Origin of the sequence: Comamonas guangdongensis (genome assembly GCF_041079535.1) — a bacterium.
Taxonomy (GTDB): domain Bacteria; phylum Pseudomonadota; class Gammaproteobacteria; order Burkholderiales; family Burkholderiaceae_C; genus Comamonas; species Comamonas guangdongensis.
On record NZ_JBFYGN010000014.1, the window covers coordinates 85,866 to 112,223 of the forward strand.

At 62.8% G+C, this 26,358-nt stretch carries 20 protein-coding genes and 1 pseudogene; 9 read left to right on the top strand and 12 right to left on the bottom strand.

All coding sequences use genetic code 11. The annotated features are described in order from the left end of the window. Positions 1-5 precede the first annotated feature (5 nt). On the top strand, positions 6-776 hold the full coding sequence (locus AB6724_RS13425; RefSeq protein WP_369339031.1) for an ABC transporter permease: 771 nt from the start codon (positions 6-8) through the stop codon (positions 774-776). A gap of 98 nt (positions 777-874) precedes the next feature. Here AB6724_RS13425 and AB6724_RS13430 read toward each other — a convergent pair whose 3' ends face one another. Continuing rightward, positions 875-2,557, bottom strand: coding sequence for a phosphoethanolamine transferase (locus tag AB6724_RS13430; RefSeq protein WP_439329867.1), 1,683 nt, complete (start codon positions 2,555-2,557; stop codon positions 875-877). Between the two features lie 66 nt (positions 2,558-2,623). Next, positions 2,624-3,829 (bottom strand): aminopeptidase, encoded by a 1,206-nt coding sequence (locus AB6724_RS13435; protein ID WP_369339033.1) that lies wholly within the window; start codon positions 3,827-3,829, stop codon positions 2,624-2,626. Positions 3,830-3,871: 42 nt separating this feature from the next. On the opposite strand from AB6724_RS13435, the gene AB6724_RS13440 reads away from it, so the two are divergent. The 3 genes from AB6724_RS13440 to AB6724_RS13450 all read left to right on the top strand — a co-directional run bounded on the left by AB6724_RS13440 (position 3,872) and on the right by AB6724_RS13450 (position 6,214). Beyond that, positions 3,872-4,489 carry a hypothetical protein gene (locus tag AB6724_RS13440; protein ID WP_369339034.1) on the top strand — a complete coding sequence of 206 codons (618 nt, stop codon included), beginning with the start codon at positions 3,872-3,874 and terminating at the stop codon, positions 4,487-4,489. A 121-nt stretch (positions 4,490-4,610) separates the two neighbouring features. Next, a complete protein-coding gene (locus AB6724_RS13445; protein WP_369339035.1) occupies positions 4,611-5,873 on the top strand; it encodes a class I SAM-dependent methyltransferase in 1,263 nt (420 codons plus the stop codon). An 11-nt stretch (positions 5,874-5,884) separates the two neighbouring features. Beyond that, positions 5,885-6,214, top strand: a complete 330-nt coding sequence (locus tag AB6724_RS13450) for a DUF1840 domain-containing protein (RefSeq protein WP_369339036.1) — start codon at positions 5,885-5,887, stop codon at positions 6,212-6,214. Positions 6,215-6,281: 67 nt separating this feature from the next. Here the strand turns inward: AB6724_RS13450 and AB6724_RS13455 are convergent, their stop codons facing one another. The 8 genes from AB6724_RS13455 to AB6724_RS13490 all read right to left on the bottom strand — a co-directional run bounded on the left by AB6724_RS13455 (position 6,282) and on the right by AB6724_RS13490 (position 16,218). Continuing rightward, positions 6,282-7,274 (bottom strand): tripartite tricarboxylate transporter substrate-binding protein, encoded by a 993-nt coding sequence (locus tag AB6724_RS13455; RefSeq protein WP_369339037.1) that lies wholly within the window; start codon positions 7,272-7,274, stop codon positions 6,282-6,284. Between the two features lie 173 nt (positions 7,275-7,447). Then, positions 7,448-8,695 (bottom strand): phenylacetate--CoA ligase family protein, encoded by a 1,248-nt coding sequence (locus AB6724_RS13460; protein ID WP_369339038.1) that lies wholly within the window; start codon positions 8,693-8,695, stop codon positions 7,448-7,450. A gap of 189 nt (positions 8,696-8,884) precedes the next feature. Next, positions 8,885-9,724, bottom strand: a complete 840-nt coding sequence (locus tag AB6724_RS13465; protein ID WP_369339039.1) for an ABC transporter ATP-binding protein — start codon at positions 9,722-9,724, stop codon at positions 8,885-8,887. A gap of 117 nt (positions 9,725-9,841) precedes the next feature. After that, positions 9,842-11,155: an ABC transporter substrate-binding protein gene (locus AB6724_RS13470; protein WP_369339040.1), complete on the bottom strand. Its 1,314-nt coding sequence runs from the start codon at positions 11,153-11,155 to the stop codon at positions 9,842-9,844. A gap of 185 nt (positions 11,156-11,340) precedes the next feature. Further along, positions 11,341-12,405 (bottom strand): branched-chain amino acid ABC transporter permease, encoded by a 1,065-nt coding sequence (locus tag AB6724_RS13475; protein ID WP_369339041.1) that lies wholly within the window; start codon positions 12,403-12,405, stop codon positions 11,341-11,343. A gap of 18 nt (positions 12,406-12,423) precedes the next feature. Then, positions 12,424-13,353: a branched-chain amino acid ABC transporter permease gene (locus AB6724_RS13480; protein ID WP_369339042.1), complete on the bottom strand. Its 930-nt coding sequence runs from the start codon at positions 13,351-13,353 to the stop codon at positions 12,424-12,426. Positions 13,354-13,492: 139 nt separating this feature from the next. Further along, positions 13,493-14,278 (bottom strand): ABC transporter ATP-binding protein, encoded by a 786-nt coding sequence (locus AB6724_RS13485; protein ID WP_369339043.1) that lies wholly within the window; start codon positions 14,276-14,278, stop codon positions 13,493-13,495. 11 nt (positions 14,279-14,289) lie between these two features. Beyond that, positions 14,290-16,218, bottom strand: a complete 1,929-nt coding sequence (locus AB6724_RS13490) for an AMP-dependent synthetase/ligase (RefSeq protein WP_369339044.1) — start codon at positions 16,216-16,218, stop codon at positions 14,290-14,292. Positions 16,219-16,453: 235 nt separating this feature from the next. On the opposite strand from AB6724_RS13490, the gene AB6724_RS13495 reads away from it, so the two are divergent. The 4 genes and pseudogenes from AB6724_RS13495 to AB6724_RS13520 all read left to right on the top strand — a co-directional run bounded on the left by AB6724_RS13495 (position 16,454) and on the right by AB6724_RS13520 (position 22,954). After that, complete coding sequence (locus tag AB6724_RS13495; protein WP_369339045.1) at positions 16,454-17,185, top strand: Crp/Fnr family transcriptional regulator; 732 nt, start codon at positions 16,454-16,456, stop codon at positions 17,183-17,185. A gap of 88 nt (positions 17,186-17,273) precedes the next feature. Continuing rightward, complete coding sequence (locus tag AB6724_RS21840) at positions 17,274-19,208, top strand: pseudouridine synthase (protein WP_439329868.1); 1,935 nt, start codon at positions 17,274-17,276, stop codon at positions 19,206-19,208. A 303-nt stretch (positions 19,209-19,511) separates the two neighbouring features. Continuing rightward, complete coding sequence (htpG, locus tag AB6724_RS13515; RefSeq protein ID WP_369339049.1) at positions 19,512-21,455, top strand: molecular chaperone HtpG; 1,944 nt, start codon at positions 19,512-19,514, stop codon at positions 21,453-21,455. Positions 21,456-21,546: 91 nt separating this feature from the next. Beyond that, positions 21,547-22,954 (top strand): annotated as a pseudogene (locus AB6724_RS13520) (IS3 family transposase). A gap of 86 nt (positions 22,955-23,040) precedes the next feature. Here the strand turns inward: AB6724_RS13520 and AB6724_RS13525 are convergent. After that, positions 23,041-23,868, bottom strand: a complete 828-nt coding sequence (locus AB6724_RS13525; RefSeq protein WP_369339050.1) for a hypothetical protein — start codon at positions 23,866-23,868, stop codon at positions 23,041-23,043. A gap of 513 nt (positions 23,869-24,381) precedes the next feature. Here AB6724_RS13525 and AB6724_RS13530 point away from each other — a divergent pair. Continuing rightward, on the top strand, positions 24,382-25,614 hold the full coding sequence (locus AB6724_RS13530) for an anion transporter (protein ID WP_369339051.1): 1,233 nt from the start codon (positions 24,382-24,384) through the stop codon (positions 25,612-25,614). A gap of 82 nt (positions 25,615-25,696) precedes the next feature. Here the strand turns inward: AB6724_RS13530 and AB6724_RS13535 are convergent. Continuing rightward, a partial coding sequence (locus tag AB6724_RS13535) for a diguanylate cyclase (protein WP_369339052.1) occupies positions 25,697-26,358 on the bottom strand: 662 nt, incomplete at its 5' end.

A 26,358-nucleotide genomic window follows, 5' to 3' on the forward strand; every position in this document is an offset into this window, starting at 1 on the left:
GCATCATGAAACATCAAAAAACCGCCGAGCGCTGGGCTCCCTGGCTGCTATTGCTGCTGATCGTCCTGCTCTGGCAGATCATCTGCTCGGGCCTCGGCGTTTCGGAATTCATCTTCCCCAGCCCCTGGGCCATAGGCCACCAACTCTATGAGTTTGCGGGCACGATTGCCATGCATGCCTGGCGCACCTACTGGGTGACCATGGCGGGCTTTGTGCTGGCAATTGCAGTGGGTGTGCTGCTGGGCTTTCTGATCGGCTCCTCGCGCCTGGCCTATGCGGCCTTCTATCCGCTGATGACGGCTTTCAACGCCCTGCCCAAGGCCGCATTCGTGCCGATTCTGGTGGTCTGGTTCGGCATCGGCGCAGGACCGGCAATTCTCACGGCCTTTCTGATCAGCTTTTTCCCCATCATGGTCAACATCGCCACGGGTCTGGCCACGCTGGAGCCCGAACTCGAAGACGTGCTGCGCGTGCTGGGCGCCAAGCGCTGGGATGTGCTGATCAAGGTCGGCCTGCCGCGTTCCCTGCCGTATTTCTACGGCTCGCTCAAGGTCGCGATCACGCTGGCCTTTGTGGGCACCACGGTCAGCGAGATGACGGCTGCCAACGAGGGCATCGGCTATCTGCTGGTCTCGGCCGGATCTTCCATGCAGATGGGTCTGGCCTTTGCGGGGCTGATCGTGGTGGGGGCCATGGCCATGGTGATGTACGAGCTGTTCAACCTGCTCGAAAAGCACACCACGGGCTGGGCGCGCCGCGGCTCCCAGGGCGAGTGATGCACTGCTTTTGATAGCTTCCAGCACAGAAACTGCAATGGCAAAAGGCCTGCTGGACCATTAATCCGGCAGGCCTTTTTGTGCTTGGCAACCAATGCCTAGCTGGCTGCGCGGCAGCTGGCAAGTGCATCCAGAGGTTGTTTGTAGGTTGGGGAGGTGACGTTCATCAGACCCAGTACCGTGTGGAACAGGTTGTCATGCGAGACGGGCTGGTCCAGCGTCTTGTTCAGGCAGCTCTGGTCCAGATGGGTGCGCGCGCCCAGGGTGCCCAGCCAGGCGATCATGGGCACATGTTTCTGATCCTCGGGCGCCATCGCATAAGGCATGCCGTGCAGGTAGATGCCCATCTCGCCCAGCGATTCGCCATGGTCGGACATGTAGAACATGCCGGTTTCGTACTGGCTCTGCTGGGCCTTGAGCCAGTCTATGGTCTGGCTCAGGAAGTGGTCGGTGTAGCGGATCGAGTTGTCATAGACATTGACCACGTTCTGCTGGGGGCAGCTGGACAAGGCATTGGTCTCGCACTCGGGCTTGAAGGCCTTGAGATCGGGCGTGGAGCGCTTGTAATAGGCGGGCCCATGGCTGCCCATCTGGTGCATGACGAGCACCAGGCCCTTGGCGCGGCGTGCGGGGTCGAGCTTGGCGATGCGCTCCTCCAGGCCGCTGAGCAGCATGCCGTCCAGGCACTCGCCGTCGGCGGCGCACAAGGCCTTGCCTGCGGGGCTGTTCACGCTGTCGGCCGTGTCCGCGAATGGCACGCGCTTGCACACGCCTTTGCAGCCCGCCTGGTTGTCCACCCAAAGCACGGCCAGACCCGCGGCCTGCAGCACGTCGAGAAGGTTGTCATGCTCGACCTTGGAGCCGTAAAAGCCCTCGCGGCCCAGGTTGGAGAACATGCAGGGCACGGATTCGCGCGTGCTGGTGCCGCAGGAGTGAGCATTGCGCCAGCTCAGCACCTCTTGCCTGGCAAGCTCGGGATTGGTGTCGCGTTCATAGCCGTTGAGGCTGAAGTTCTTGGCGCGCGCGGTCTCGCCCACGACCAGTACCAGCAGCGGCGGTTTCTGGGCCGTCGCATAGGAGCTGCCCAGGGCTGCGCCACCCGTGATGCTGACAAAAGGCCGGGGCTTGTTGAGGACCGGGTCCAGCAACACGCCGACCGCGGACAGCACGGGGTTGACGGGATTGATCATGAAGCGCAACCACAGATTGTTGCGCACCACGGGCGCCAGCTCCTTGTACGAGACGCCGACGGAGGCGGCCACCAGCGCGACGGCGCCCGCCAGCAGCAGCAGGGTGCGCAGCACATTGCGCCAGGCCTGGCCCGTGCCCCTGATGGGCGTCTTCCACAGCCAGATGGCAGGCAGTATGGCGATCAGCAGCAGCTCGGCCAGCAACTTGGGATTGAACAGGTCCGAGCTTTCGCGCACATCGGTCTGCAGTATGTTGTGGATCATGCCCTGATCCATGATGGTGCCGTAGGACACCATGAAGTACTGGGAGCTGGCCGAGATCAGCAGCAGAGCGATCCAGAAGGGCTTCATCCAGCGCGGCCAGGCGAACAGGCTGGTGATCAGCAGAATCGCTCCCAGTATCAGCGGCAGGGTGCGCAGGGCCAGCAGGGCCAGGCTGCCGTGATAGCCGTCCAGCGTGGGCAGGCGCAGCCACAGCGCCCAGTTGGCCGTGAGCGTCAGCCAGAGGGCCAGGCACAGGGCAACGAACTGAGGGGTGCGGGGTTGGAGCAGGTGCTTACTCAGGCGTGAGGTGAGAGCGGATATGGCCAAGGCAGACGGCAAAATGGAAAGTAAGCTGAAAGTGTGGGCGGGATTTCTTAAAACACTCTGAAACTGTCAATCCCCAGGAACCCCGGTCTGTGCCAGGCAGGCCGGGGGCGGGGATTGATTGGCCGGCACATGCTGGCACAGCAGCCGGGTGCGCGCCTCGGGCTCCATGGCTGCCAGCTCGCGCATCCGGGCATAGAAGCGGCGCCAGCCTGCGGGAGTGGGCGGACTGGCGCCCTGGAGCTGCTGCCACCATTGTGTCATGGCCGGCACCCAGTCGTCATAGGCGGCCAGGGCGCCGAAACTGGCGTTATTGGCCTGGGCCACCCAGTCATCGGTCTGCTGCAGGCGCTCGTAGTACTGCTGGCGCAGGGCTTCGGTAGTCAGCAGCGGCTCGTCGGCCTGCAGCCATTGCGCGCGCAGGCCCGCATAGGCAAAGCGGAAGTCCTTGAAGATGCGGGCTTTGCCGGCATCAAGCGCTTTTTCATCAGGGCTTTTTTCGGAGTTTTGCCCGTAGAGGGCCTGCAGGCGCTCGCGCGTGTCGCGGGTCAGCTGCTGCCAGAGCTTTCTGCGCTGCTGGGCCTGCAGCCAGCGCTTTTGCGTGGCTGCATTCGCCTGGGCCTGCAGCCACAGCGGTGTGGCGCTGCGCTCCACCGCGGTGGCGAAGGATTCGTTGAAGGCGGTGTCGCCCTTCACGTACAGCAGCTGATGAGCCAGCTCGTGGAACATCAGGCCCGCAAAATCGCCTTCCTGCCAGTCGATGAAGGTGCTGAGCAGCGGATCGCCGCCGAGCCAGTTCAGATAGCCCAGGGTGGAATAGGCGGGCACGCCGTAGACGCTGGTCTCCAGCCCCTGGGCCTGCAGCGCATGGGCCTCGGCCTGCGCATCGGCCTGGGCGAAATAGCCGCGGTAGGCGATGCAGCCCGTGACCGGAAAGCACCAGCGGTGCATCTCCAGGCTGTACGCGGGAGCAGCCACCACGTTCCAGACCGCATACCTGCGCTGCAGCAGGGCGTAGCGCGTGTAGCTGGGGTTGTCGGGCAGGGCCAGCTCCTGGCTTGCAAAGCGGCGCATCTGCTGCGCGGCCAGCAGGCGCTGGCGCAGCGCCGGGCTCAGGGTCTCGTCGGCCAGCCAGCTGTCTATGGGCTGGGCCGCCTGCATGATCTGCATCTGCCCCTTGAAACCCTGCCAGTAATAGCCGATGCTGCTGCAGCCGGCCAGACTCACAATTGCGGTGGCAATGAGCAGGGAGGCCGCCAGGCTGACTACACTCATTCTTTTTCTCATTGCACTTGTCCGCCCGTCGGGTTCGGTTTCATGGATTTCCTCACTCTTGCCATCATTGTCACCACCGTGCTCTACCTGCTCAAGAAGCAGGAGCAGCGTCAGCACACCCAGCTGCTGGCCCAGCATTTGTCGCGCTTCCAGATCGAGAAGCTCATGGCCGGGTTGATGGAAGGCTATCTGCGCGTGATCGGCGAGCCCGATGTCCAGCGCCGCGCGCAGATCTGGACGGTGCTCGAGAACACCGAAAGCAGCCTGGTGGCCGAGTTCCAGCGCTTTGCCGACGAGTTCGCGACGCTGCCGCTGGAGTCGACCCGCGCCAGCACGCTGCCGCTGGCCCTGCCCTATATGGATCGCCTGATCCCATCTGCTACCTTGGATATGCGCGCGGCCATGAAGTTGCATGCCCAGTCCATCGCCGCCGTGCAGGTGGGGGCGGCCCGCGACGAGGAGGAGCGCAAGCGCCGCGCCTTCACCATGACGGCCGAGCTGATGCTGATGCAGCACAGCTGCCACTGGTTCTGCAAAAGCCGAACCGTGGCCTCCATGCGCCTGATCGCGCGGCACAAGACGGCTTACGAGCAGGTGCTGCAATCGGTGGCTCCGGCCACGCTGAAAGCGTATGAAAAACTGGTGCATCGACGCAACTGAGGGCATGTCCTGAGCCGGGCGCATAGCGCTGCGCTCCGCCAGCCATCTCCTGCATCGGCTGACAGATAGGCGCCACGCGCCGTCTTGACCCTGCAATACTTGATGTGAACAATAGGTTTTCATGAAAAACCTGTTGAGCACGTTGGAACCGCTTCTCGCAAGACTTCCTGTGACAGCCTCGGTGCAGCTCCCTTCGGGCGAGCGGGTCGGCCCCGAGAACAGCGCGGTTCAGTTGATTTTTCGCTCTCCCAAGGCCCTCGCGGCGCTGCTGGACGGCCAGGTGGGCTCCGTCGGCGCGGCGATTGTCGAGGGCTGGGTGGAGGTCAAGGGCCAGGCCCGCGACATCATGGCGGCGGCGGCCGGCCTGCTGCAGACCGACCCCGTGCAGCACCGGCCCACCTGGCTGGAGCAGACGGTCTCCAAGGCCAAGTCCCTGACCATGCACACGCTCACGCGGGACGCCGAGCAGATCCAGTTCCATTACGACCTCTCGGACGACTTCTACGCGCTGTGGCTGGACCCGCGCCGTGTCTACTCCTGCGCCTATTTCAAGGATCGGGGCATGAGCCTGGCCCAGGCCCAGGAGGCCAAGCTCGACCACATCTGCAAAAAGCTCAGGCTGCAGCCCGGCGAGCGCTTCTGGGACATAGGCTCGGGCTGGGGCGGGCTGATTTTCTGGGCCGCGGAAAACTATGGCGTGCAAGCCCATGGCATCACGCTGTCGCGCAACCAGTTCGAGCATGTGCAGCGCCAGATCGCTGAAAAAGGCCTGCAGGGCCGCGTACAGGTGGAGCTGCGCGACTACCGGCAGATGGATGGCGTGGAGCCGTTCGACAAGATAGGCTCGGTGGGCATGTTCGAGCATGTGGGCAGCGCCAATCTGCCCGAATACTTCGAGACCATCCACAAGATGCTCAAGCCCGGCGGGCTGGCGCTGGTGCACGGCATCACCGCGGGCGGGGTGAGCAATGCCGAACTGGGCGCCGGCATGGGGGACTTCATCAACCGCTATATCTTCCCCGGCGGCGAACTCATGCATGTGAGCCGCGTGCTCCACGACCTGGGCGCCAGCGGCCTGGAGATGCTGGATACCGAGAACCTGCGGCCCCACTATGCGCTCACGCTCTGGGCCTGGTCCGACGCGCTGGAATCCCGGCTGGACGAGGCGCAGCGGATTCTGGCGGCCCAGCATGGCCCGGAACCGGCCGCGCGTGCCCTGCGCGCCTACCGCCTGTATCTGTCCGGCTGCGCCATGGGCTTCGAGCGGGGCTGGACGGCCCTGCACCAAATGCTGTGCTGCAAGCCCGACGGCGATATGCGCACCGGCGTCATCAAGGGCGCGCAGAGCAGCTATCCTTTCAACCGGGAATACATCTACCGTTGAAGGAACAGTCCATGCTCTACAAATTCAAATCGCGCGCCACGGCGGACCTCATCATGCTGGAGGCCAATGGCCGCCAGCTGCTGGAGATCATCGGCAAGTCGCCCGATGAGCTGCATGGCATCCTCACCGTGGAGCAGATCCCGGCTGCCATCGCGGCGCTCGAGGCCGCTGCGGCGCAGGACGCCGAGCGCCGTGCCGCGCAGGCCCAGTCCGAGGACGAGGAGCTGCAGGAGGAGGCCAAACCGGGCTCCAGGGACACCGTGGGCCTGAGCCAGCGCATCGTGCCCTTTGTGGAGATGCTGCGCCGCAGCGCCGCCCACGACAAGGAAGTGGTCTGGTAGCCGCATCCCGGGCGCTCAAATGAAAAAGCCCGCTTGCGCGGGCTTTGTTTCTCAACGGGACCTCGGCTTAGTCGGCGTAGATGCCGGCCGCCTTGATCACCTTGCCCCACTTGGCAATTTCGCTTTCCACAAACTTCTTGTGGCCCGCGGGGCTGGTGCGGTCGTCGCTGGCAATCACGGCGCCCAGGGCTTCCTGGCGCTTGATGAATTCGGGATCCTTGAGCGAAGCCTTCATGGCCTCGTTGATCTTCTTGACCACCTCGGCCGGCGTGCCCTTGGGTGCATACAGACCGTGCCAGATGGTCACGTTGAAGTCCTTGATGCCCAGCGACTGCAGCGTGGGCAGGTCCTTGAGCGCGGGCGTGGTCAGGGGCTTGGAGGTGGTCACGGCATAGGCCTGGACCTTCTTGGCCGCGATCTGGGAGGTGGTGTTGGTGGTCTGGTCGCACAGCAGGTCGACCTGGTTGCCCATCAGATCGGCAATGGCGGGAGCGGCGCCCTTGTAAGGCACGGGCGTCATTTCCTGCTGCAGCGAAGCCTGGAACATCAGGCCGCACAGATGCGATGCGGAGCCGACGCCGGCATTGGCCAGATTGACCTTGCCCTGGTTCTTGCCCACCCAGTCCTTGACCTCGGCGAAGTTCTTGGCCGGCAGCGTCGGGCGGCCGATCAGCGTCATGGGCACATCGTTGATGATGCCCGCATATTCAAAGTCGTTGAGCACGTTGAACGACAGCTTGCGGTACAGCGTCGGGATCGTGGACATGCCGATGTGCGTGAGCAGCAGCGTGTAGCCGTCATTCCTGGAGCGTGCGGCCTTGGCCGTGCCGATGGTGCTGCCGGCGCCGTCGGCGTTGTCGATGACGATGGTGGCATTGTTCAGCTGCTTGCGCATGGACTCGGCCAGATCGCGCGCCACCTTGTCGGTCGGGCCGCCGGCCGTGAAGGGCACGATGATGGTAATCGTCTTGCCGGCCACGGGGTAGCTGTTGTCGGCATGGCTGCTGACGGCCGCGGTGGCGGCCAGTGCAACGGCGGCGATCTTGAACATGGTTTGCATGGAGTCTCCCTAAAAAATACCTCGTCCAAACACGCCCAGACAGTTGGGGAATTCGGCGGGAAGGTCGGATTCTAGGTAGAACAATCTCGTAGGGTTTTATGAATTTTCTAAGTGTTATCCCGACAGTTGGCGACTTTTGAGCCGGGCTTTGCGATGTCGCAAACCGTCGGGCCTTATTGGTAGGAGCGCGCGTCTTCGACCACCTTGCCGTCGTTGGGCAGGCTGCCCGGCGCCACCATCTGCACCTCGCCGCGCAACTTGGTCACTTCGCGCAGCGCATCCACCACCTGCTGGGCAAAACCCGGGGCGGTCTCGGTGGTTTCCACCAGCAGCTGCATGCGGTCGTTGGCCATTTCCCCCGTCACCACCAGGCGCGCCTTGCCGATCTGGGGAAAGCGCTGCACGACTTCGGCCACCTGCTTGGCATGCACAAACATGCCGCGCACCTTGGCCGCCTGGTCGGCCCGGCCCAGCCAGCCTTTGATGCGCGCATTGCTGCGGCCCGTGGGGCAGGTGCCGGGCAGATAGGCCGAGAGGTCGCCGGTGCCGAAGCGGATCAGCGGATAGTCGGGGTTGAGGCTGGTGACCACCAGCTCGCCGACTTCGCCCTCGGCCACGAGGTCGTCCGTGCCGGGGCGCACGATCTCCACGATCACCTCTTCGTCCAGCACCAGGCCTTCGCGGGCGCTGGTCTCGTAGGCGATCAGGCCCAGGTCGGCCGTGCCGTAGCTTTGGTAGGCGTCTATGCCATGTTCCAGCATCCAGTCGCGCAGCGAGGGTGGAAAGGCCTCGCCGCTGACCATGGCCTTGGTCAGGCTGGGCAGCTTCACGCCCATCTCCTGCGCCTTCTCCACAATGATCTTGAGAAAGCTGGGCGTGCCCACATAGCCCGCGGGCCGCAGATCGGCCATGGCCTGCACCTGCTGCTCGGTCTGGCCCGTGCCGCCCGCAAACACCGTGCAGCCCAGCGCATGGGCGCCGGTCTCCATCATCGAGCCCGCGGGCACGAAGTGGTAGGAAAAGCAGTTGTGCACCAGTTCGCCCGCCCTGAAGCCCGCGGCATGCATGGCGCGCGCCATGCGCCAGTAGTCGGCGCGGCGGCTTTCGGGTTCGTAGATCGGGCCGGGGCTGGCAAACAGGCGCGGCATGTCCCGGCCGACGGCAATCGCGTTGAAGCCGCCGAAGATCTGCTGCGGCCGGTGCGCGGCCTGGCGTTCCAGCAGCTCGCTCTTGCGCGTGACGGGAAGCCGGGCCAGGGCGCTGCGGCTGGCGACCCCCGGCGCCTCCACGCCCTGCAGAATCTCGGCAAACGCCGGGCTGTGCTGCTGGGCATGGGCGATCTGCCTGGGCAGCCGCGCCATCAGATCTGCCTCGCGCTGCTCGGGAGCGCGGGTTTCCAGGTTGTCATAGAACTGGCTCATCATCGATCTCCTGCACGCATTTCAAGGAATTTGGGCGAAAAACGCCTGAACCGCAGGGTTGGCATGCGGTAGCAGCTATGAATTTAGAGGTTGTCCGGGATGGGGTTCTGCTGACGGGTCAAACGCCGGACCTGTCGGCTCGGCTTGCACGCAGACGCTTGATCCGGCTCCGGAACCCGGGCTGTCTGGCTAGGCCAGCCAGCGCTTGCGGCGCTTGTAGCTCTTCACGTCCTTGAAGCTCTTGCGTTCGCCGCCGCCCACGCCCAGGTAGAACTCCTTGACGTCCTCGTTGCTGGCCAGGTCGCTGGCCTTGCCGTCCATCACGATGCGGCCGCTTTCCATGATGTAGCCGTAGTCCGCGTACTTGAGCGCCATATTGGTGTTCTGCTCGGCCAGCAGGAAAGTGACTTTTTCCTTGCTGTTGAGGTCTTTGACGATGTGGAACACCTCGTCCACGATCTGCGGCGCCAGTCCCATGGACGGCTCGTCGAGCAGCACCATGCGCGGGTTGCTCATCAGCGCGCGGCCTATGGCGCACATCTGCTGCTCGCCACCCGAGGTGTAGGCGGCCTGGCTGGTGCGCCGGGTCTTGAGGCGCGGAAAGTAGTTGTAGACCTTTTCCAGATTGGCAGCGATCTCGCCCTTGTCGCTGCGCGTGTAGCTGCCGGTCATCAGGTTTTCTTCGATGGTCAGGTGGGCGAAGCAGTGGCGCCCCTCCATGACCTGGACCACGCCGCGCTTGACCAGCTCGGCCGGCGAGAGATTGGCGATCTGCTCGCCCTCGAGCGTGATGCCGCCCTTGGTCACCTCGCCGCGCTCGCCCTTGAGCAGATTGGAGATGGCGCGCAAGGTGGTGGTCTTGCCCGCGCCGTTGCCGCCCAGCAGGGCGACGATGCTCTGGTGCGGCACCTTGAGCGAGACGCCCTTGAGCACCAGGATCACATGGTTGTAGATGACCTCGATGCCGTTGACCTCCACCAGCGGCGCGGTGGGGGCTACAGCAGAAGCTGGGTGCGGAGAATCGGTCATGCTCATCACCTGATGGTCTCGAAATTCATAGCGGTTGGCGCTTGCCTGTGAAGCGCGGAAGGCGGTTTGTATGCCGGTCCGGGCACGGCCCCTGGTGGAGCCGTGCCTCGGCGTCGATCAGCTGCAGCTACGCACCTTGATGTTCTTTTCCTTGGCGTACTTGTCCGCATATTCCTTGTAGAGCGGATCGACCAGGGACTTGTCGGCCTGGTACCAGTCGGAAGTCACCTTGAACTTGCTGCCGTCCCAGGTAGCGATGCGCTGCCAGTCGGCGCCCAGGTGGTTGTCGCAGCTGGTCTTGAAGGGGCGGATGATCTTGCCGAAGCCCAGCTCGTTCAGGCGCTCCTGGGTCAGGTTCAGGTTCTCCAGGCCCCAGCGCACCTGCTCGGGCGTCATGACCTTGCCCTTGCCGAACTTCTCTTGTGCGGTGCGGATGGCCTCGACCTGCAGCATGGAGATCACCATGCCGCGGGTGTGAGCGAGCTGGCCCAGTTCCTTGGCGTCCTTGCCCGTGCCCTGGCCCTTGTCGTAGATCTGGGCCTTGACCTCGTCGTGGATCTTGTCGTGGTCGGCCGTGTTGTGGATGGTCACGGTGTTGTAGCCCTTGGCGCCGGCGCCGATGTCCTTCACGTCATGGTCGGAGCCGCCCCACCACACGGCATACATCTTCTCGCGCGGATAGCCCGTGGCCTGCGCCTCGCGCACGGCCGTGGGCGTCATCACGCCGGCGGACCACAGCAGCACATAGTCGGGGCGGTTCTGGCGGATCTGCAGCCAGGTGGACTTCTGCTCCACGCCCGGGGCCGTCACCGGCAGCAGCATCAGCTCGAAGCCGTCCCGGGCGGCACGCTTTTGCAGCAGCGCGATCGGCTCCTTGCCGTAGGGAGAGTCGTGGTAGACCAGGGCGATCTTCTTGCCCTTGAGGCTGCCTTTTTCCTTCTTGGTGATGTCCTGGATGATGGAGTCGGCCGCGGTCCAGTAATTGCCCAGCAGCGGGAAGTTCCATTCGAAGACCTTGCCGTCCACCGACTGCGACAGGCCGTAGCCGGGCGTGACCACGGGTATCTTGTCGCCGGGCGCCTTGTCGGTCACGGCAAAGGTGATGCCGGTCGACTGGGTGTCGAAGCCCGAGGCTCCGCCGTCCTTGTTCTTCAGGCGCTCATAGCACTCCACGCCCTTGGCCGTGTCGTAGGCGGTCTCGCATTCCTCGTACTTGATCTTCACGCCGTTGATGCCGCCCTTGGCATTGACCAGCTTCAGATAGTCCTGCTTGCCGTCGGCCCATGGAATGCCCAGGGGCGCGAACTGGCCGGTGCGGTAGACCAGCAGCGGCACGAACTGTTCCTGCGCCTGCGCGGCCGGCGAAGCCATCAAGCCACCCATGCCGGCTGCCACGGTGGCGGCGGCAATCGCAATCTTCTTGAACATCATCAACTGTCTCCTTGGGTTGTATGGGACGGGGTCCCGGACAGGCACTCTGTGGTGTCTTGTAAATAAATCAACTATCTTTCAATCAAGCACTCACTAACTCAGGGGCACCGAGCAAGAGCCGCCTCGCGGCGAAGGTGCCGTCCCCCTTGGGGGAAGCCGCGTCAGCGGCACAGGGGGTAGTCATTTCAATGCGGGAAAGGCCAGACGCGCAGTTTCTGTCTTGCCGTGGCCCAGAGCTTGGCCAGGCCATGGGGCTCGACAATCAGAAAGAACACGATCAGCGCGCCGAAGATCATGTGCTCCAGATAGGTGGCCGTGGCCGTGGACAGCGGCAGGCCCAGCCAGTGGGGCACCTGGTTGAGCAGCAGCGGCAGCAGCACGAAGAAGGCCGCGCCGAAGATGCTGCCCACCACCGAGCCCAGGCCGCCGATGATGATCATGAACAGCAGCTGCAGCGAGCGGTCCAGGCTGAAGGCCGCGGGCTCCCAGGCGCCCAGGTGCACAAAGCCCCAGAGCGCGCCGGCCACGCCGACGATGAAGCTGCTGACCGCAAAGGCCGACAGCTTGGCGTAGGTGGGACGGATGCCGATCACGCTGGCGGCCACGTCCATGTCGCGCATGGCCATCCACTCGCGGCCGATGGCGCTGCGCACCAGGTTCTTGGCGGCCAGGCCCAGCACGCACAGGATGACCAGGCACAGCAGGTATTTCTCCATGGGCGTGTCGATGGCCCAGCCCAAAATGGCCAGCGGCTTGGCGCTCACCGAGCCCGAGGAGGAGTTGTTCGTCACCCAGGCGGCGCGGGTCGCGAGCCAGTCCACGAAGAACTGCGCCGCCAGCGTGGCCACGGCCAGATACAGGCCGCGAATGCGCAGGCTGGGCAGGCCGAACACCACGCCGAACACCATGGCCACCACGCCGCCGCCGATCAGGGCCAGCAGCAGCGGCATGCCCTCGAAGCGGGCCTGCAGGTTGTAGGCCGCATAGGCGCCCACGGCCATGAAGGCCGCCGTGCCCAGCGAGATCTGGCCGCAGTAGCCCACGAGAATATTGAGGCCCAGCGCCGCCAGCGACATGATGACGAAGGGAATCAGAATCGCCTGGTAGGTGTAGTCGCTGGCCACCAGGGGAATCGCCAGAAAGGCCAGCGCCAGCATCAGAAGAATGGCCCAGCGGTCCTGCGCCACGGTAAAGATCTGCTGGTCTGCGGCGTAGCTGGTCTTGAACTGGCCGTTTTCACGATAAAACATGGATGCGCTCCTCCGGCCTTAAACGCGGTCGATAATTTTGTCGCCGAACAGACCTTGTGGCCGTACCAGCAGGAAGCAAAGGGCCAGCCCATAGGCAAACCAGGTCTCTATGCCGCCGCCCACCATGGGGCCCAGATAGACCTCGGACAGCTTTTCGCCCACGCCGATGATCAGGCCGCCGATGATGGCGCCGGGCAGCGAGGTCAGGCCGCCCAGGATCACCACGGGCAGGGCCTTGAGTGCCACCAGCGACAGCGAGTACTGCACGCCCAGCTTGCTGCCCCAGATGATGCCGACCACCAGGGCCACGCCACCGGCCACCGACCAGACGATGACCCAGATGCGCGACAGCGGAATGCCTATGGACTGGGCCGCCTGGTGGTCGTCGGCCACGGCACGCAGCGCGCGCCCGGTCTTGGTTTTCTGGAAAAAGATGCTCAGGCAGATCACTAGGATGGCGGCGATGCAAGCCGCATACAGGTCTTCCAGGCTGATCATCACTCCGCCCTGGAACAGGCTGTCGAGGATGAAGACCGGGTCCTTGGGCATGCCCACGTCGATCTTGTAGACCTCGCTGCCGAAGATCATGGGGCCCAGGCCGTCGAGCAGATAGGCAATACCCAGCGTGGCCATCAGCAGGGTGATGGGTTCCTGATTGACCAGATGGCGCAGGGCCAGCCGCTCGATCACCCAGGCCACGGCCACCATCAGCGTCAGGGTGATGACGATGGCCAGCAGATTGCCGACAAAACCGGGCTCCATGCCCAGCCAGCCGGGAATCCATTGCGAAAAGCGGGCCATGGCCAGGGCCGAGAACAGCACCATGGCGCCCTGCGCGAAGTTGAAGACGCCCGAGGCCTTGAAGATCAGCACGAAGCCGATGGCGATCAGCGCGTACAGCGTGCCCACCATCAGGCCGCCGAACAATGTCTCTAAGAAAAATCCCATGACTGCTCCTGTCAGTTATCCGTGGCGCCGTCCAAGCGAGGGGCTGCCAGCAAGGGCCTGTGCCGGCCGCGCCGTCCCGCAGCAAAGGCCGTCGTCCCCCTTGGGGGAAGACGCGCAGCGGCTCAGGGGGTACTTCATCTCAATGGCCCGCGCCCAGATAGGCGCGGATCACGTCTTCGTTGTTGCGTACTTCATCGGGAGCGCCGTCGCCGATCTTCTTGCCGTAGTCCAGCACCACGACACGGTCCGAGATGTCCATGACCACGCCCATATCGTGTTCGATGAGCACAATCGTGGTGCCGAATTCGTCGTTCACGTCGAGGATGAAGCGGCACATGTCCTGCTTTTCCTCCACGTTCATGCCGGCCATGGGCTCGTCCAGCAGCAGCACCTGGGGCTCCATGGCCAGGGCCCGGCCCAGGTCCACGCGCTTTTGCAGGCCGTAGGGCAGCTGGCCCACGGGCGTCTTGCGGTAGGCCTGGATTTCGAGGAAGTCAATGATGTGCTCGACGAATTCGCGGTGTGCGATTTCTTCACGCTGGGCCGGCCCCAGACGCAGAGCCTGCATCAGGATGTTGCTCCTGATCTTGAGGTTGCGGCCGGTCATGATGTTGTCGATCACGCTCATGCCCTTGAACAGAGCCAGGTTCTGGAAGGTGCGTGCGACACCCATCTCGGCCACCTGGCGGCTGTTCATATGGCTGAAGGTCTGGCCGCGGAAGGTGATGGAGCCTTCGGACGGCGTGTAGACGCCGTTGATGCAGTTGAGCATGGAGCTCTTGCCGGCGCCGTTGGGGCCGATGATGGAGCGGATCTCGTGCTCCTTCACGTTGAAGGAAATGTCCGTCAGCGCCTTGACCCCGCCAAAGCGCAGGCTGATGTTCTTGATGTCCAGAATGACATCGCCCGTGGTTCTGGTATTCATGTCGTTCCCTCTCAGACCGTGGCCGCCGGGTGGATCTTGGTGTCCACAATGGTCAGCGTGGCGCTCACGCTGCCGGTGCGGCCGTCTTCAAACTTCACCTGGGTCTCGATGAACTGCTGCTTCTTGCCGGTATAGAGCGCTTCCACCAGCACCCCGTACTTGTCGGCGATGAAGTTGCGGCGCACCTTGCGGGTGCGGGTGAGCTCGTCGTCGTCGGGGTCCAGCTCCTTGTGCAGCACCAGAAAGCGCGCCACCTGGGTGTCGGCCATGCCGGGCTCGGAGGCCAGGTCGGCGTTGACCTTGTCTATACACTCGGCCACCAACTCCAGCACCTTGGCCTTGCTGGCCAGGTCCACATAGCCGCCATAGGGCAGGCCCTGGCGCTCGGCCCAGTTGCCCACGGCCTCGTAGTCGATGTTGATGAAGGCGCAGACCTCGTCCTTGCCGTGGCCGAAGCACACGGCCTCCTTGATGTGGGGGAAGAACTTGAGCTTGTTTTCTATGTAGTTGGGCGCGAACATGGCGCCGCGGCTGGTCTTGCCCACGTCCTTGGCACGGTCGATGATGCGCAGCTGGCCGTCCGCGTCGATCACGCCCGCATCGCCGGTGTGGAAGTAGCCGTTGGCGTCGATCACCTCGGCCGTGGCGTCGGGGCGCTTGTAGTACTCCTTGAGCACGGAAACGCCCTTGACCAGCACCTCGCCGTTGTCGGCAATCTTGAGCTCAATACCGGGCGCCGCCTGGCCCACGCTGGAGAGTTCCACCTGACGGTCGCGCTGCAGGCAGACATAGGCGCAGGTCTCGGTCTGCCCGTAGAGCTGCTTGAGGTTGATGCCTATGGAGCGGAAAAAGCGGAACAGCTCGGGGCCGATGGCCGCGCCGGCCGTGTAGGCCACGCGGATGCGCGACAGGCCCATGGCGTTGCGCAGCGGCCCGTAGATGAAGAGATTGCCAAGCTGGTACTTGAGCCGGTCCACGGCACTCACGTTCTTTCCGTCCAGGATGTCCGAGCCCACGCGGCGCGCCACCTCCATGGCCCTGGCATACATCCATTGCTTGAGTGGCGAGGCGTCCTCCATGCGGATGGAAACCGAGGTCAGCATGCCCTCGAAAATACGCGGCGGCGCAAAGTAATAGCTGGGGCCGATCTCGCGCAGGTCGATGGCAACCGTGGCAGCCGACTCCGGGCAGTTGATGGTGAAGCCCGCCACCAGCCATTGCGCGAACGAGAACAGGTGGTCGCCGACCCAGGCCGGCGGCAGGTAGCAGATCACATTGTCCGAAGCCTGCAGACCGTCGGTAGCCACGCCGCCGCGGGCCGAATCGCCGAAGCTGGCATGGGTCTGGCATACGCCCTTGGGCTTGCCCGTGGTGCCCGAGGTATAGAGGATGACCGAGATATCCTCGGGGCGCACGGCGGCCACCATGGCGTCGTAGGCGCCGGGGTGCTGCGCGTCCCACTCCTGGCCCTTGGCCTGCAGCGCCGCGGTGCTGATGAGTCCGGGCTGGTCGTATTTGCGCAGGCCGCGGGGGTCGTCGTAGATGATGTGGCGGATGCCGGGCACCCATTCCCGCACCTCCAGCAGCTTGTCCACCTGCTCCTGGTTTTCGGCAAAGGCGAACGCGATCTCGGCGTCCTCCATCACAAAGCGCATTTCGGCGGCCACGGCGTCCTGGTACAGTGGGATGGGCACGGCGCCGCAGGTCTGCACGGCCAGAAAGCCCAGGTAGACATGGGGCCGGTTGTCGCTGATGAAAGCCAGGTTCTGACCGCCGCCCAGTCCCAGCGCACGCAGGCCGCAAGCCATGTGGCGCACGGACTGCGCGGCTTCGCGCCAGGTCCATGTCTGCCAGATGCCGTATTCCTTCTCACGCAGGGCGGGCGCGTCGGGGCGCTCGGTTGCGTGCTTGAGCAGCAAGTGCGGGAACGTGGTTGTCATTCCTAGTCCTTGTATCTTCAACGACCTGTAGGCGTTGTCTGTGCCGGTTCTGCGTAAAAGTCTTGCAGGAATGCTATGAACGACTTTGACGTCAAACAGTCTGTTTGACGACAATCCGAGGGAAACTCTCCATAGTGAAAATCCGCTGTGGCAAATGCTGCTGAAAGAGGTGCATTTGCTGCCTCGGGGGAAATACGGCTTCCGCAGAGAGGCCGCATTCGCAATGCTGGCGGCCATGAGTCAAGAACTGTCCTTGCATCAAAGGCGACGCAAACCCAGGGGCGATGAGCTGGAGGGAATTCCATGGTTGTCCGTGCTGCTGCCGCAGGAGCGCGAAAACGCCTTGCGCGTGCTGGTGGTCGGAGATGCCGAGCCCGGTGACTATGTCTGCCGCATGGGCCGGGCCCCCACCTACTGGTTCGGCGTGGTCGACGGCCTGCTCAAGATGAACACGGACAGCGCCGACGGCGTCAGCCTGACCCTGGCCGGCCTGCCGCCCGGCGGCTGGTTCGGCGAGGGCACGGCCGTCAAGCGCGAGCCCTACCGCTATAACGTGCAAGCCATACGCCGCTCCGTCGTGGGCGGGTTGCCCATAGACATGTTCCACTGGCTGCTCGACCACTCCATAGGCTTCAATCGTTTTGTGATGAACCAGCTCAACGAACGCCTGGGCCAGTTCATTGCGGCACGCGAGATCGACCGGCTGAACAATCCCGACCAGCGCGTGGCGCGCAGTCTGGCGGCTTTGTTCAACCCCCTGCTGTATCCGGGCGTGGGCGAGGTGCTGCGCATTACCCAGCAGGAGCTCGCGAATCTGGTGGGCCTGTCGCGCCAGCGCGTGAACGAGGCGCTGGCCGTGCTGCAGCGCGAGCGTGTGATCCAGGTCGAATACGGCGGTCTGCGCGTGCTGGACCTGGACGCACTGCGCCATGGGGTGTTTGCGCCGGTACGCCGAGTGCTTGCCTGAAAAACAGGCAAAACAAAGACCGAGCGCCACGCTGGAATTGTGGATAACTGCAGCCGAGAGCCGCGCGTCGCGCGACAATGGCGGTCAAATGTCAGTCAATTCCCCTAAAGAGTCTGGCGCCCCCGGCGCTGGCAAATCCTCCGCGCCTTCCGAATCCTCGTCGGCGCGCCCTGTTTTGCGTGCGCCGGCCAAGCCCGCCAAGGCGGAAAAGCCCGCGGCGGCCCGTGGCTCCAAGCCCGCTGGCGGCTCCGATCGTGGCCAGCGCGGTGAAGGCCCGCGTGGCGAGCGTGGCGCACGCCCTCAGCGTGACCGCGACGAGCGCCCCCGCGCTTCAGGCTTTGGTCGTCCCGATGGCGGCGGCCGTCCTGCTCGTGATGACGGTGAACGTCGCGGCGGCTTTTCGCAGCGCGACGAGCGCCGTCCCCGCGCTGATCGCGATGACCGCTTTGCCGAAGGCGGCGAGCGTCGCTTTGGCGGCGGTGATCGTGGCTTCAAGCCCTATGGCGAGCAGCGTGGCGATGGCGAACGTGCAGATCGCGGTGAGCGCCGCGAACTCCGCCCCCGTGACGAGGGTCGTCGTGACTTTGGCGATCGTCCCCAGAGCCGTGGCTTTGGTCGCCCGGATCAGGGTCGCCCCGAGCGCGCCGAAGGTAGCGAGCGCCGTTCGTTCCGTCCCCGCGATGAAGAGCGCCGTGACGACGGCCGCCGTGGCGGCGATCGTTTCGAAGGTCGTCGCGACTTTGGCGATCGTCCTCAGAGCCGTGGCTTTGGTCGCCCGGATCAGGGTCGCCCGGACCAGGGTCGCCCCGAGCGCGGCGAAGGTGGCGAGCGTCGTTCGTTCCGTCCCCGCGATGAAGAGCGTCGTGATTTTGGCGATCGTCCGCAAGGTCGTGATTTTGGGCGCTCAGATGACCGTGCGCCGCGCCGCTCGGACGAGCGCCCCGAGGGCCGTGCTTTCGAACGTGGCGAGCGCCGTGATTTCGCGCCCCGCAACGACCGTGGCCCGCGTGGTGACGACCGCCGCAGTGACGACCGTCGCAGCGATGACCGCCGTTTCGGTGATCGTCGCAACGACGAACGCCGTGGCGAGCGCCGCGACGACCGCGGTGGCGAGCCCGAGAAGCGCCATATCCCCGGCTCGTTTGTGTCGGAAGCCACGCGCCGCCCGACCACGGGCATCCGCACCTACCGCCCCGCGGCCGATGGCTCGGACCGCGCGATTCCCGTCAAGCGCGCGCCCGAAGTGGAAGCCCGCCAGGACGACCGCCCCGGTGCGATTCGCATCAACAAGCGCATTGCCGACATGGGCCTGTGCTCGCGCCGCGAGGCCGATGAATGGGTGGAGAACGGCTGGGTCACAGTCAACGGCGAAGTCGCGACCATGGGCCAGAACGTGGTGCCCGGCGACAGGATCGAGATCGACCAGAAGGCTCAGGACCGCCAGGACCAGCAAGTGACCATCCTGCTGCACAAGCCCATGGGCTATGTGAGCGGCCAGGCCGAGGACGGCCATGAGCCGGCCGTGGTGCTGATCACCAACGAAAACCGCTGGAACGAGGACCGCAGCAAGACCCGCTTCAACTTCAGCCAGCTCAAGGGTCTGGCGCCTTGCGGCCGCCTGGACATCGACTCCGTGGGCCTGCTGGTGCTGACCCAGGACGGCCGCGTGGCGCGCCAGATCATTGGCGAGGATTCGGAAGTCGACAAGGAATACCTGGTGCGCGTGACCTTTGGCGATCGCGACGTGGACGTGCAGTCCGTCTTCCCCGAGGAAAAGCTGGCGCTGCTGCGTCACGGCCTGTCGCTGGACGAACAGCCGCTCAAGCCGGCGCAGGTGGACTGGCAGAACCCCGAGCAGCTGCGCTTTGTGCTGACCGAAGGCAAGAAGCGTCAGATCCGCCGCATGTGCGAGCTGGTCGGTCTCAAGGTCGTGGGCCTCAAGCGCATCCGCATCGGCGGCGTGACCCTGGGCAATCTGCCCGTGGGCCAGTGGCGCTATCTGGCGGCGCATGAGAGCTTCTAATACCCTCTGAGCGGCTTTGCCTAGGCGGCCCCGCCGCTTCCCCCAAGGGGAACGGGCAGCTTCGCCGCAAGGAGGCTTTTGCTCGCCGCCCCCTGGTCAGGGCTGATGCCTTTTTTCAGTGAAATTGGCCTGTAGCCATTGATTGACAAGCGCAAGAAGCTATTCTTTTTGAATCAGCACTTGCGCTTTTTTCCTGCCCTAAAGCCCCTTGAAATACCAGGGACGGTCCCTAGCTATGACAGCGAATCGCCTTGAGTGACGCTTGGGGCGGCTTGTTGAATCCAGTTTTTCGCTCACAGATACATGACCAAGCAAACCCATTCCTTCCAGGCCGAAGTGGCCCAGTTGCTGCATCTCGTCACGCATTCTCTGTATTCCAACCAGGAGATTTTTCTGCGCGAGCTGATCTCCAATGCTTCGGACGCCTGCGACAAGCTGCGCTTCGAGGCGCTGAATGACAGCAGCCTCTACGGCGACCAGCCCAATCTGGAAGTGCGCGTGTCCTTCGACAAGGCCGCCAGGACGCTGACCATCACCGACAGCGGCATCGGCATGAGCGAGCAGGAGGCCATCGACAACCTGGGCACGATCGCCAAGAGCGGCACCAAGGCCTTTGTGGAAAAGCTCAGCGGCGACCAGAAGGCCGACTCCCAACTGATCGGCCAGTTCGGCGTGGGCTTTTACTCGGGCTTCATCGTGGCCGACAAGATCACCGTGGAAACTCGCCGCGCAGGTGCTCCGGCAGCGGCCGGCGTGCGCTGGATCAGCGGCGGCACCGGCGATTTCGAGATCGAGCAGATCGAGCGTGCCCAGCGCGGCACCAGCATCATCCTGCACCTGCGCGACGATGCCGAAGAATTCCTCAATGGCTGGAAGCTCAAGCAGGTTATCTCCAAGTACTCCGACCACATCAGCCTGCCCATCCTGATGGAAAAGGAAGAGTGGAAGGACGGCGAGAACGATCAGCCCGGCGAAATGGTCAAGACCGGCGAGTGGGAAACCGTGAACAAGGCCAGCGCCCTGTGGACCCGCCCCAAGAAGGACATCACGGACGAGCAGTACCAGGAGTTCTACAAGGCCATCAGCCATGACTTCGAAGACCCGCTGACCTGGAGCCACAACCGCGTCGAAGGCAATACCGAGTACACGCAGCTGCTGTACATCCCGGCCAAGGCTCCGTTCGATCTGTACCAGCGCGACAAGCACGCGGGCATCAAGCTGTACGTGAAGCGCGTCTTCATCATGGACGAGGCCGAGGCGCTGATGCCCCAGTACCTGCGCTTCGTCAAGGGCGTGATCGACTCGGCCGACCTGCCGCTGAACGTGAGCCGCGAGTTGCTGCAGGAAAGCCGCGATGTGCGCCTGATCCGCGACGGCTCGGCCAAGCGCGTGCTGTCCATGCTCGAGGACCTGGCGCGCCACGACAAGCATGAAGTGGCCGTGGAAGGTGGCGTGACCGATGTGGTCAGCGAAGAGGACAAGGCCAAGGAAGGCAAGTTCAGCCGGTTCTACGCCGAATTCGGTGCCGTGCTCAAGGAAGGCCTGGGCGAGGACTTCGGCAACAAGGAGCGCATTGCCAAGCTGCTGCGTTTCGCCACGACCACCCAGGACGGCCTGAACACCTCGTTTGCCGACTACAAGGCGCGCATGAAGGACGGCCAGGAGGCCATCTACTACATCACGGCCGACAACCTGGCCGCCGCCAAGAACAGCCCGCAGCTCGAGGTCTTCAAGAAGAAGGGCATCGAGGTGCTGCTCATGACGGACCGCGTGGACGAGTGGGCGCTCAACTATCTGCAGGAATTCGACGGCACGCCGCTGCAGTCCGTGGCCAAGGGCGCCGTGGACCTGGGCAAGCTGCAGAACGAAGAAGAGAAGAAGGCTGCCGAGGAAGCGGCCGAAGCCTTCAAGCCCCTGCTGGCCAAGCTCAAGGACGCGCTCAAGGACCGCGCCGAAGACGTGCGCGCCACTAGCCGCCTGGTCGACTCGCCGGCCTGCCTGGTGGTCAGCGATGGCGACATGAGTCTGCAACTGGCGCGCCTGCTCAAGCAGGCCGGCCAGGCCGCACCCGAATCCAAGCCCGTGCTGGAAGTCAATCCCGAGCACCCGCTGGTCAAGAAGCTCGACGGATCGGTGCATTTCCACGATCTGGCGCAGATTCTGTTCGACCAGGCCGTGCTGGCCGAAGGCGGCATGCCCGAGGACCCCGCAGCCTATGTCAAGCGTGTGAACGCGCTGCTGGTCTAAACAGCCGGCCTCAAAAAATCCCCGCAGAGCCTAGTGGCCCTTGAACTGCACCCCAAAAGTTGGACACCCGTCCAACCTTTGGGGTTTTTTCATGGCAAAACATGACGATCAATTCAAATTAACCGTAGTTCAAGACTACCTGTCCGGGTCAGAGGGGTTCGAACAGGTGGCGAGGAGATATGGCATGGACAAGTCCTTGCTCCGTAAGTGGGTGGACTGTTTTCGCCTGCATGGTGAAGCGGGGTTGGCGCGAAAGAAAAAGCGCCAATACTTCAGCGGCAGCTTCAAGCTCTCGGTGCTAAAGCGAATTCGGCAAGAAGGTCTGTCCTACCGTCAGGCAGCTGCCATGTTCAATGTGCATGGAGGCAATGGCACCATCGCTAGCTGGGTACGTCAGTATCATGAGGGCGGTCTTGAAGCGCTTGAACCTAAACCTCGCGGCGGCAAGAAGAAGATGCCTATACCTACCTTCCCTCCCCCAGCAGAAACGCTACAACCGTCAGCCCCTTCCGCGCTCAGTGTTGACGAGCGTCAGGAGCTGCAAAAGTTGCGCGAGGCAAACGAGTACCTCCTTGCGGAGGTTGCCTTCCTAAAAAAAAATTAAAGGCCTTGGTTCGGTGACAGCAGTCGACTGCGCCCTAAAAGCGCAATTCGTGACCGAGCTAAGGCTTGAATTTCCTCTGGCACTACTGCTGAAAGTTGCTGGGATGGCTCGTAGCACGTACTACTACCAGTGCAAGGTGGTAGCAGCAGGAGACCCCGATGCGGAGTTGAAGGCATAGATCCGCGAGATCTTTGATCGGCACAAAGGACGCTACGGTTACCGTCGAATCACGGCGACCCTACGCATCGTGGTAGGCCTAGTGATCAACCACAAGGTGGTGCAGCGCCTGATGCAGGAGTTAGGTCTGAAGTCTGTGGTGCGTCCGAAGAAGTATCGTTCTTATCGCAGCGAGAACCACGTGAAGGTGCCGAATCTTCTGAACCGTGAATTCACGGCTGATGGACCCAACCAGAAGTGGACGACGGACGTTACCGAGTTCAAGGTGAAGGGGGAGAAATTGTACTTATCCCCAGTGATGGATCTTTACAACGGCGAGATTGTGGCCTATGAGTTAAAGAAGAGGCCTGACTACCCTTTAGTGGGAAGGATGCTTGATAAGGCCCTGAAAACGCTTGATGGCAAGCAAGCTCCGTTGTTGCACTCTGATCAGGGGTGGCACTACAAGATGCCGGCCTATCGCAAGAAGCTGGCTACCAAGGGCATCAAGCAAAGCATGTCACGCAAAGGGAATTGCCTGGACAACGCAGCTATGGAGAGCTTTTTCGCGACGCTAAAGACGGAGCTGTTTTACACGCGAAAGTTCAGCAGCATCTGGGATCTCGGTTTCGAGGTGTACCGGTACATCAACTACTACAACCTCACCCGTATCAAGAGCCGTTTGAATGGTCTGAGTCCGGTGCAGTACCGCACTCGGGCAATGGAGCTGGCAGGCTAGTGCGCCGGCGAATGCATGGCGCGTAAGAGCTCGGCTGGCCAAGTAGGCTGTGTGCTCCACCGCGATGTCTACGCATTGACGCTGGCCTATTTGGACTGGAAACTCACCCAAGTGAGTGCCCCTAGCGCCACCAGCAGCAGTGCACCTTTCAGGAGGGGCTGTGCTAGTCGCCACCATAAATGGCGTGCAGCCCAGCGGACGGGATGATTCCGAGCCTCTTCCAGTTTCACGGTCAGGTTCTGGATGACCATGGCGTGCTGTGATGCGTCCATCATCATGAGTTCACGTTCATGGAGCAGTTCTGCCAGGTATTCACGCGGATCGTGCTCGCCAATATTGGCTTCCCAGGACGTGACAGGAGTCAGAGACTTGACGGGCATAGGCTTTGACACTCCTTCGCGCTGTTCCGAATCTTGGTACCTGAACACTAGGCCAAATCTCTCGTAAAAGCGGTTGCGTCTTGTGCGGTTTTCATCATAAGCTTGGCCGGACAGTAGTTTGATAGGTCTGACGGTAGCTTCAGGCCATTGCTGGGCCCAAGTCACGATCTCGTTCATTAGGTAAGTACCGATCCTTTGACCACACAGCTCTGGAGGATCGAAGAAAAGCGCTCCATCCACCAGCGACACTGATCCGTTGCCTTCGTAAAAGCCACGTGAGTAGCTGGCGTCGAACGATCCGCTAGTGCGATGTCGTAGCGAGTATTTAGGCTCTATGGTCTCATAAGACAAACTAATCGAGGCTTCGTATATCTTCCCTTCGTCGTCGCGCTTGTAGCGCTCCTCTCGCTGGACGAACAGTCTAGCGATCGGCTTGCCGTCAGGCGCATTCCGATCCCGCACCTCTAAGATGCAGATGTGGGGTTTGATCCGTTGTTTTTCACGCCAAGCGTCGTTGAAAGCGGGCAGTGTCATTGTGCTTGCGAGGGGGTGTTGAAGGTGATACCTGATTGCGCGAATCTCAGGCAAGGCCATTCAGAACCGCATAGCGACTGACCTTCACCGCATCCCCTGTGACCAAGGCCCGCGCGCGGCGGGGCTCGTTGCATTATCCGGTTGACCTGACCACCTGTGCCGGGTTGGGTTGATCAGCCTGCGGGTCGTGACCGGCTGCGTTCGGCCGATTCTGTTGAAAAACTCGAAAGCTGTTGAGCAGCCTACGTCGGTCGGAAAATCTACCTTTCAGATCGCTCTAGGAGCGGCGATCTCACATGTGGGAAGGGGTAAGGCACCCCCAAAAACATGATTCAAGGAGGTGCTAGGGAGTTTTTCAACAGAATCGGCCAAGAGCGGTCCCCCCCACAGAATGCTCCACAGCAAGTGGAGGTTAGCTTAGGTGATCGTTTGCTCCATAGGAATTTTCGGGATCTCTCAAGGCTCCTGCAATAGCCCGGTTTCCCTGGCCAGAGCCTCATCGATAATGCGTCCATGACCGCAACCGTCCTGGTGATTTTTGGCTTGGTGTATCTCGGCATGATCCTCGGAGGGTTGCCGTTTTTGCAGCTCGATCGTACGGGTATCGCGCTGCTCGGTGCGATCGCCATGATTGCGACTGAAGCTGTCACGGTCGAGCAGGCGGCGCGCTCCATCGATTTGCCCACCGTGCTGCTGCTGTTTGCCTTCATGGTGGTGTCCGCACAGATGCGCCTTGGCGGCTTCTATGACTGGATCACGCTCCGTCTATCGGCATTGCCCGTGACTCCTGCGACTTTGCTGGGCGTGCTGATCGCCGTTGTTGCGCTGCTGTCTGCCGTATTCAGCAACGACATTGTCTGCCTGGCCATCGCCCCCGTGCTGGTGGATGCCTGTATGCGTCGCAAGCTCGATCCGGTTCCGTTTTTGCTTGGCCTCGCCTGTGCCGCCAACATTGGATCCGCGGCAACCCTGATCGGCAATCCTCAGAACATGCTCATTGGGCAGACATTGCATTTGTCCTTTGGAGCCTATGCCGCCGAAGCGGCCGCACCAGTGTTTGTCGGATTGGTGCTGACATGGGCGGTGATCGTGATTTGTATCAGGGGACGGTGGCAACTGACGGGCGAGGCAGTGTCCGAGGCGCAGCCCGAATTGGAGATGCAAGCCTTAAACCGTTGGCAGACCGCAAAGGGGCTGGGGATAGCGCTCGTGATTCTCTTGTCGTTTCTGTTTGCGCCGTGGCCGAGAGAGGTTGTCGCACTGACTGCGGCTGGTGTGCTGCTGATGAGCCGCCGGCTGCACTCGAGCCGGATGCTGGGCCTGGTCGATTGGGAATTGCTCGTGCTCTTCATGGGTCTTTTTGTCGTCAACGACGCCTTGCAGCGCACGGGTTTGCCAGCGCAGCTGGTGTCGGATTCAGCAGCGCTGGGTCTGCATCTGGATCACCCAGCTCCGCTGTTTGGGGCCGCCTTCTTGCTGTCCAATCTTGTCTCCAATGTCCCCGCCGTGATGTTGCTCCTGCCCGTTGCGCATCATCCGCTCTCCGGTACCTTGCTGGCTCTGGCAAGTACCTTCGCCGGCAACCTGCTAATCGTGGGCAGCATCGCCAACATCATCGTCGTCGACGCAGCCGCGCGTCGCGGGGTTGTCATCGACTGGAAGCGACATGCCCGAATCGGCGTGCCTGTGACGATCTCCACCATGGCCGTCACAGCGCTGTATTTGTGGTGGCGCATGCAAGGCTGATTTATTCATCGCACCCCGAGTGGGCAGTCAATGCTGCATCGATAGACTCAAGCGGCCCAACTGAGATGATGTGTCACCTGACTCAGCACTCGACACGATTGCGCCCGGCCGCCTTGGCCCGATACAAGGCGCGATCTGCGGCTTCAACCAGATCCACGGGGCTGTCCAGCCCGTGCTTGCCCTGCATGCTTGCCGCTCCTATGCTTGCCGTCACACGGCCAAAGTGGCTGGCCTCATGGGCGATGCCAAGCTCCCGTATGCACTCCAGCAATTGCTCGGCAACGCGCATGGCTCCCTCCGGCGCGGTGCTGGGAAGAATGATGGCCAACTCCTCTCCCCCATAGCGCGCTGCGAGATCCCCGGGACGCTTGGCCGACAGCGCCAGTTGCCGCGACACAGCCCTCAGGCATTCGTCACCGGCGACATGGCCGTAGCGATCATTGAAGCCTTTGAAATCATCCAGATCGATGAGCAAGAGCGAGAGCGGCGTCCCTTCGCGAGCTGCACGCCGGACCTCGAGCCTCAGCGTCTCATCGAAGCGTCGCCGGTTGGCCAGCCCCGTCAACGGGTCCTGGGCGGCCAACCGCCCTAGCTCTTGGTTGGCGTCAACCAGCTTCTCACGCGCGGCCACCAGGGAAGTCTCGGCCTGCGCACGCAGCCGGATGACCAGGATCAGGCGCCAGCCTATGACCGTGATCGCCGCCAGCAGACTCAGCACCACGCCCACCGTCAACAGCGCCTGGC

What these genes read in the sequence shown, in the direction of transcription:
- AB6724_RS13490 (WP_369339044.1), bottom strand. Translation starts at nt 16,218, where the DNA reads ATGACAACCACGTTCCCGCACTTGCTGCTCAAGCACGCAACCGAGCGC.
- AB6724_RS13530 (WP_369339051.1), top strand. Translation starts at nt 24,382, where the DNA reads ATGACCGCAACCGTCCTGGTGATTTTTGGCTTGGTGTATCTCGGCATG.
- AB6724_RS13465 (WP_369339039.1), bottom strand. Translation starts at nt 9,724, where the DNA reads ATGACCGATTCTCCGCACCCAGCTTCTGCTGTAGCCCCCACCGCGCCG.
- htpG (WP_369339049.1), top strand. Translation starts at nt 19,512, where the DNA reads ATGACCAAGCAAACCCATTCCTTCCAGGCCGAAGTGGCCCAGTTGCTG.
- AB6724_RS13485 (WP_369339043.1), bottom strand. Translation starts at nt 14,278, where the DNA reads ATGAATACCAGAACCACGGGCGATGTCATTCTGGACATCAAGAACATC.
- AB6724_RS13455 (WP_369339037.1), bottom strand. Translation starts at nt 7,274, where the DNA reads ATGCAAACCATGTTCAAGATCGCCGCCGTTGCACTGGCCGCCACCGCG.
- AB6724_RS21840 (WP_439329868.1), top strand. Translation starts at nt 17,274, where the DNA reads ATGTCAGTCAATTCCCCTAAAGAGTCTGGCGCCCCCGGCGCTGGCAAA.
- AB6724_RS13460 (WP_369339038.1), bottom strand. Translation starts at nt 8,695, where the DNA reads ATGAGCCAGTTCTATGACAACCTGGAAACCCGCGCTCCCGAGCAGCGC.
- AB6724_RS13445 (WP_369339035.1), top strand. Translation starts at nt 4,611, where the DNA reads ATGAAAAACCTGTTGAGCACGTTGGAACCGCTTCTCGCAAGACTTCCT.
- AB6724_RS13440 (WP_369339034.1), top strand. Translation starts at nt 3,872, where the DNA reads ATGGATTTCCTCACTCTTGCCATCATTGTCACCACCGTGCTCTACCTG.
- AB6724_RS13450 (WP_369339036.1), top strand. Translation starts at nt 5,885, where the DNA reads ATGCTCTACAAATTCAAATCGCGCGCCACGGCGGACCTCATCATGCTG.
- AB6724_RS13435 (WP_369339033.1), bottom strand. Translation starts at nt 3,829, where the DNA reads ATGAGTGTAGTCAGCCTGGCGGCCTCCCTGCTCATTGCCACCGCAATT.
- AB6724_RS13495 (WP_369339045.1), top strand. Translation starts at nt 16,454, where the DNA reads ATGAGTCAAGAACTGTCCTTGCATCAAAGGCGACGCAAACCCAGGGGC.
- AB6724_RS13470 (WP_369339040.1), bottom strand. Translation starts at nt 11,155, where the DNA reads ATGATGTTCAAGAAGATTGCGATTGCCGCCGCCACCGTGGCAGCCGGC.
- AB6724_RS13480 (WP_369339042.1), bottom strand. Translation starts at nt 13,353, where the DNA reads ATGGGATTTTTCTTAGAGACATTGTTCGGCGGCCTGATGGTGGGCACG.
- AB6724_RS13525 (WP_369339050.1), bottom strand. Translation starts at nt 23,868, where the DNA reads ATGACACTGCCCGCTTTCAACGACGCTTGGCGTGAAAAACAACGGATC.
- AB6724_RS13425 (WP_369339031.1), top strand. Translation starts at nt 6, where the DNA reads ATGAAACATCAAAAAACCGCCGAGCGCTGGGCTCCCTGGCTGCTATTG.
- AB6724_RS13475 (WP_369339041.1), bottom strand. Translation starts at nt 12,405, where the DNA reads ATGTTTTATCGTGAAAACGGCCAGTTCAAGACCAGCTACGCCGCAGAC.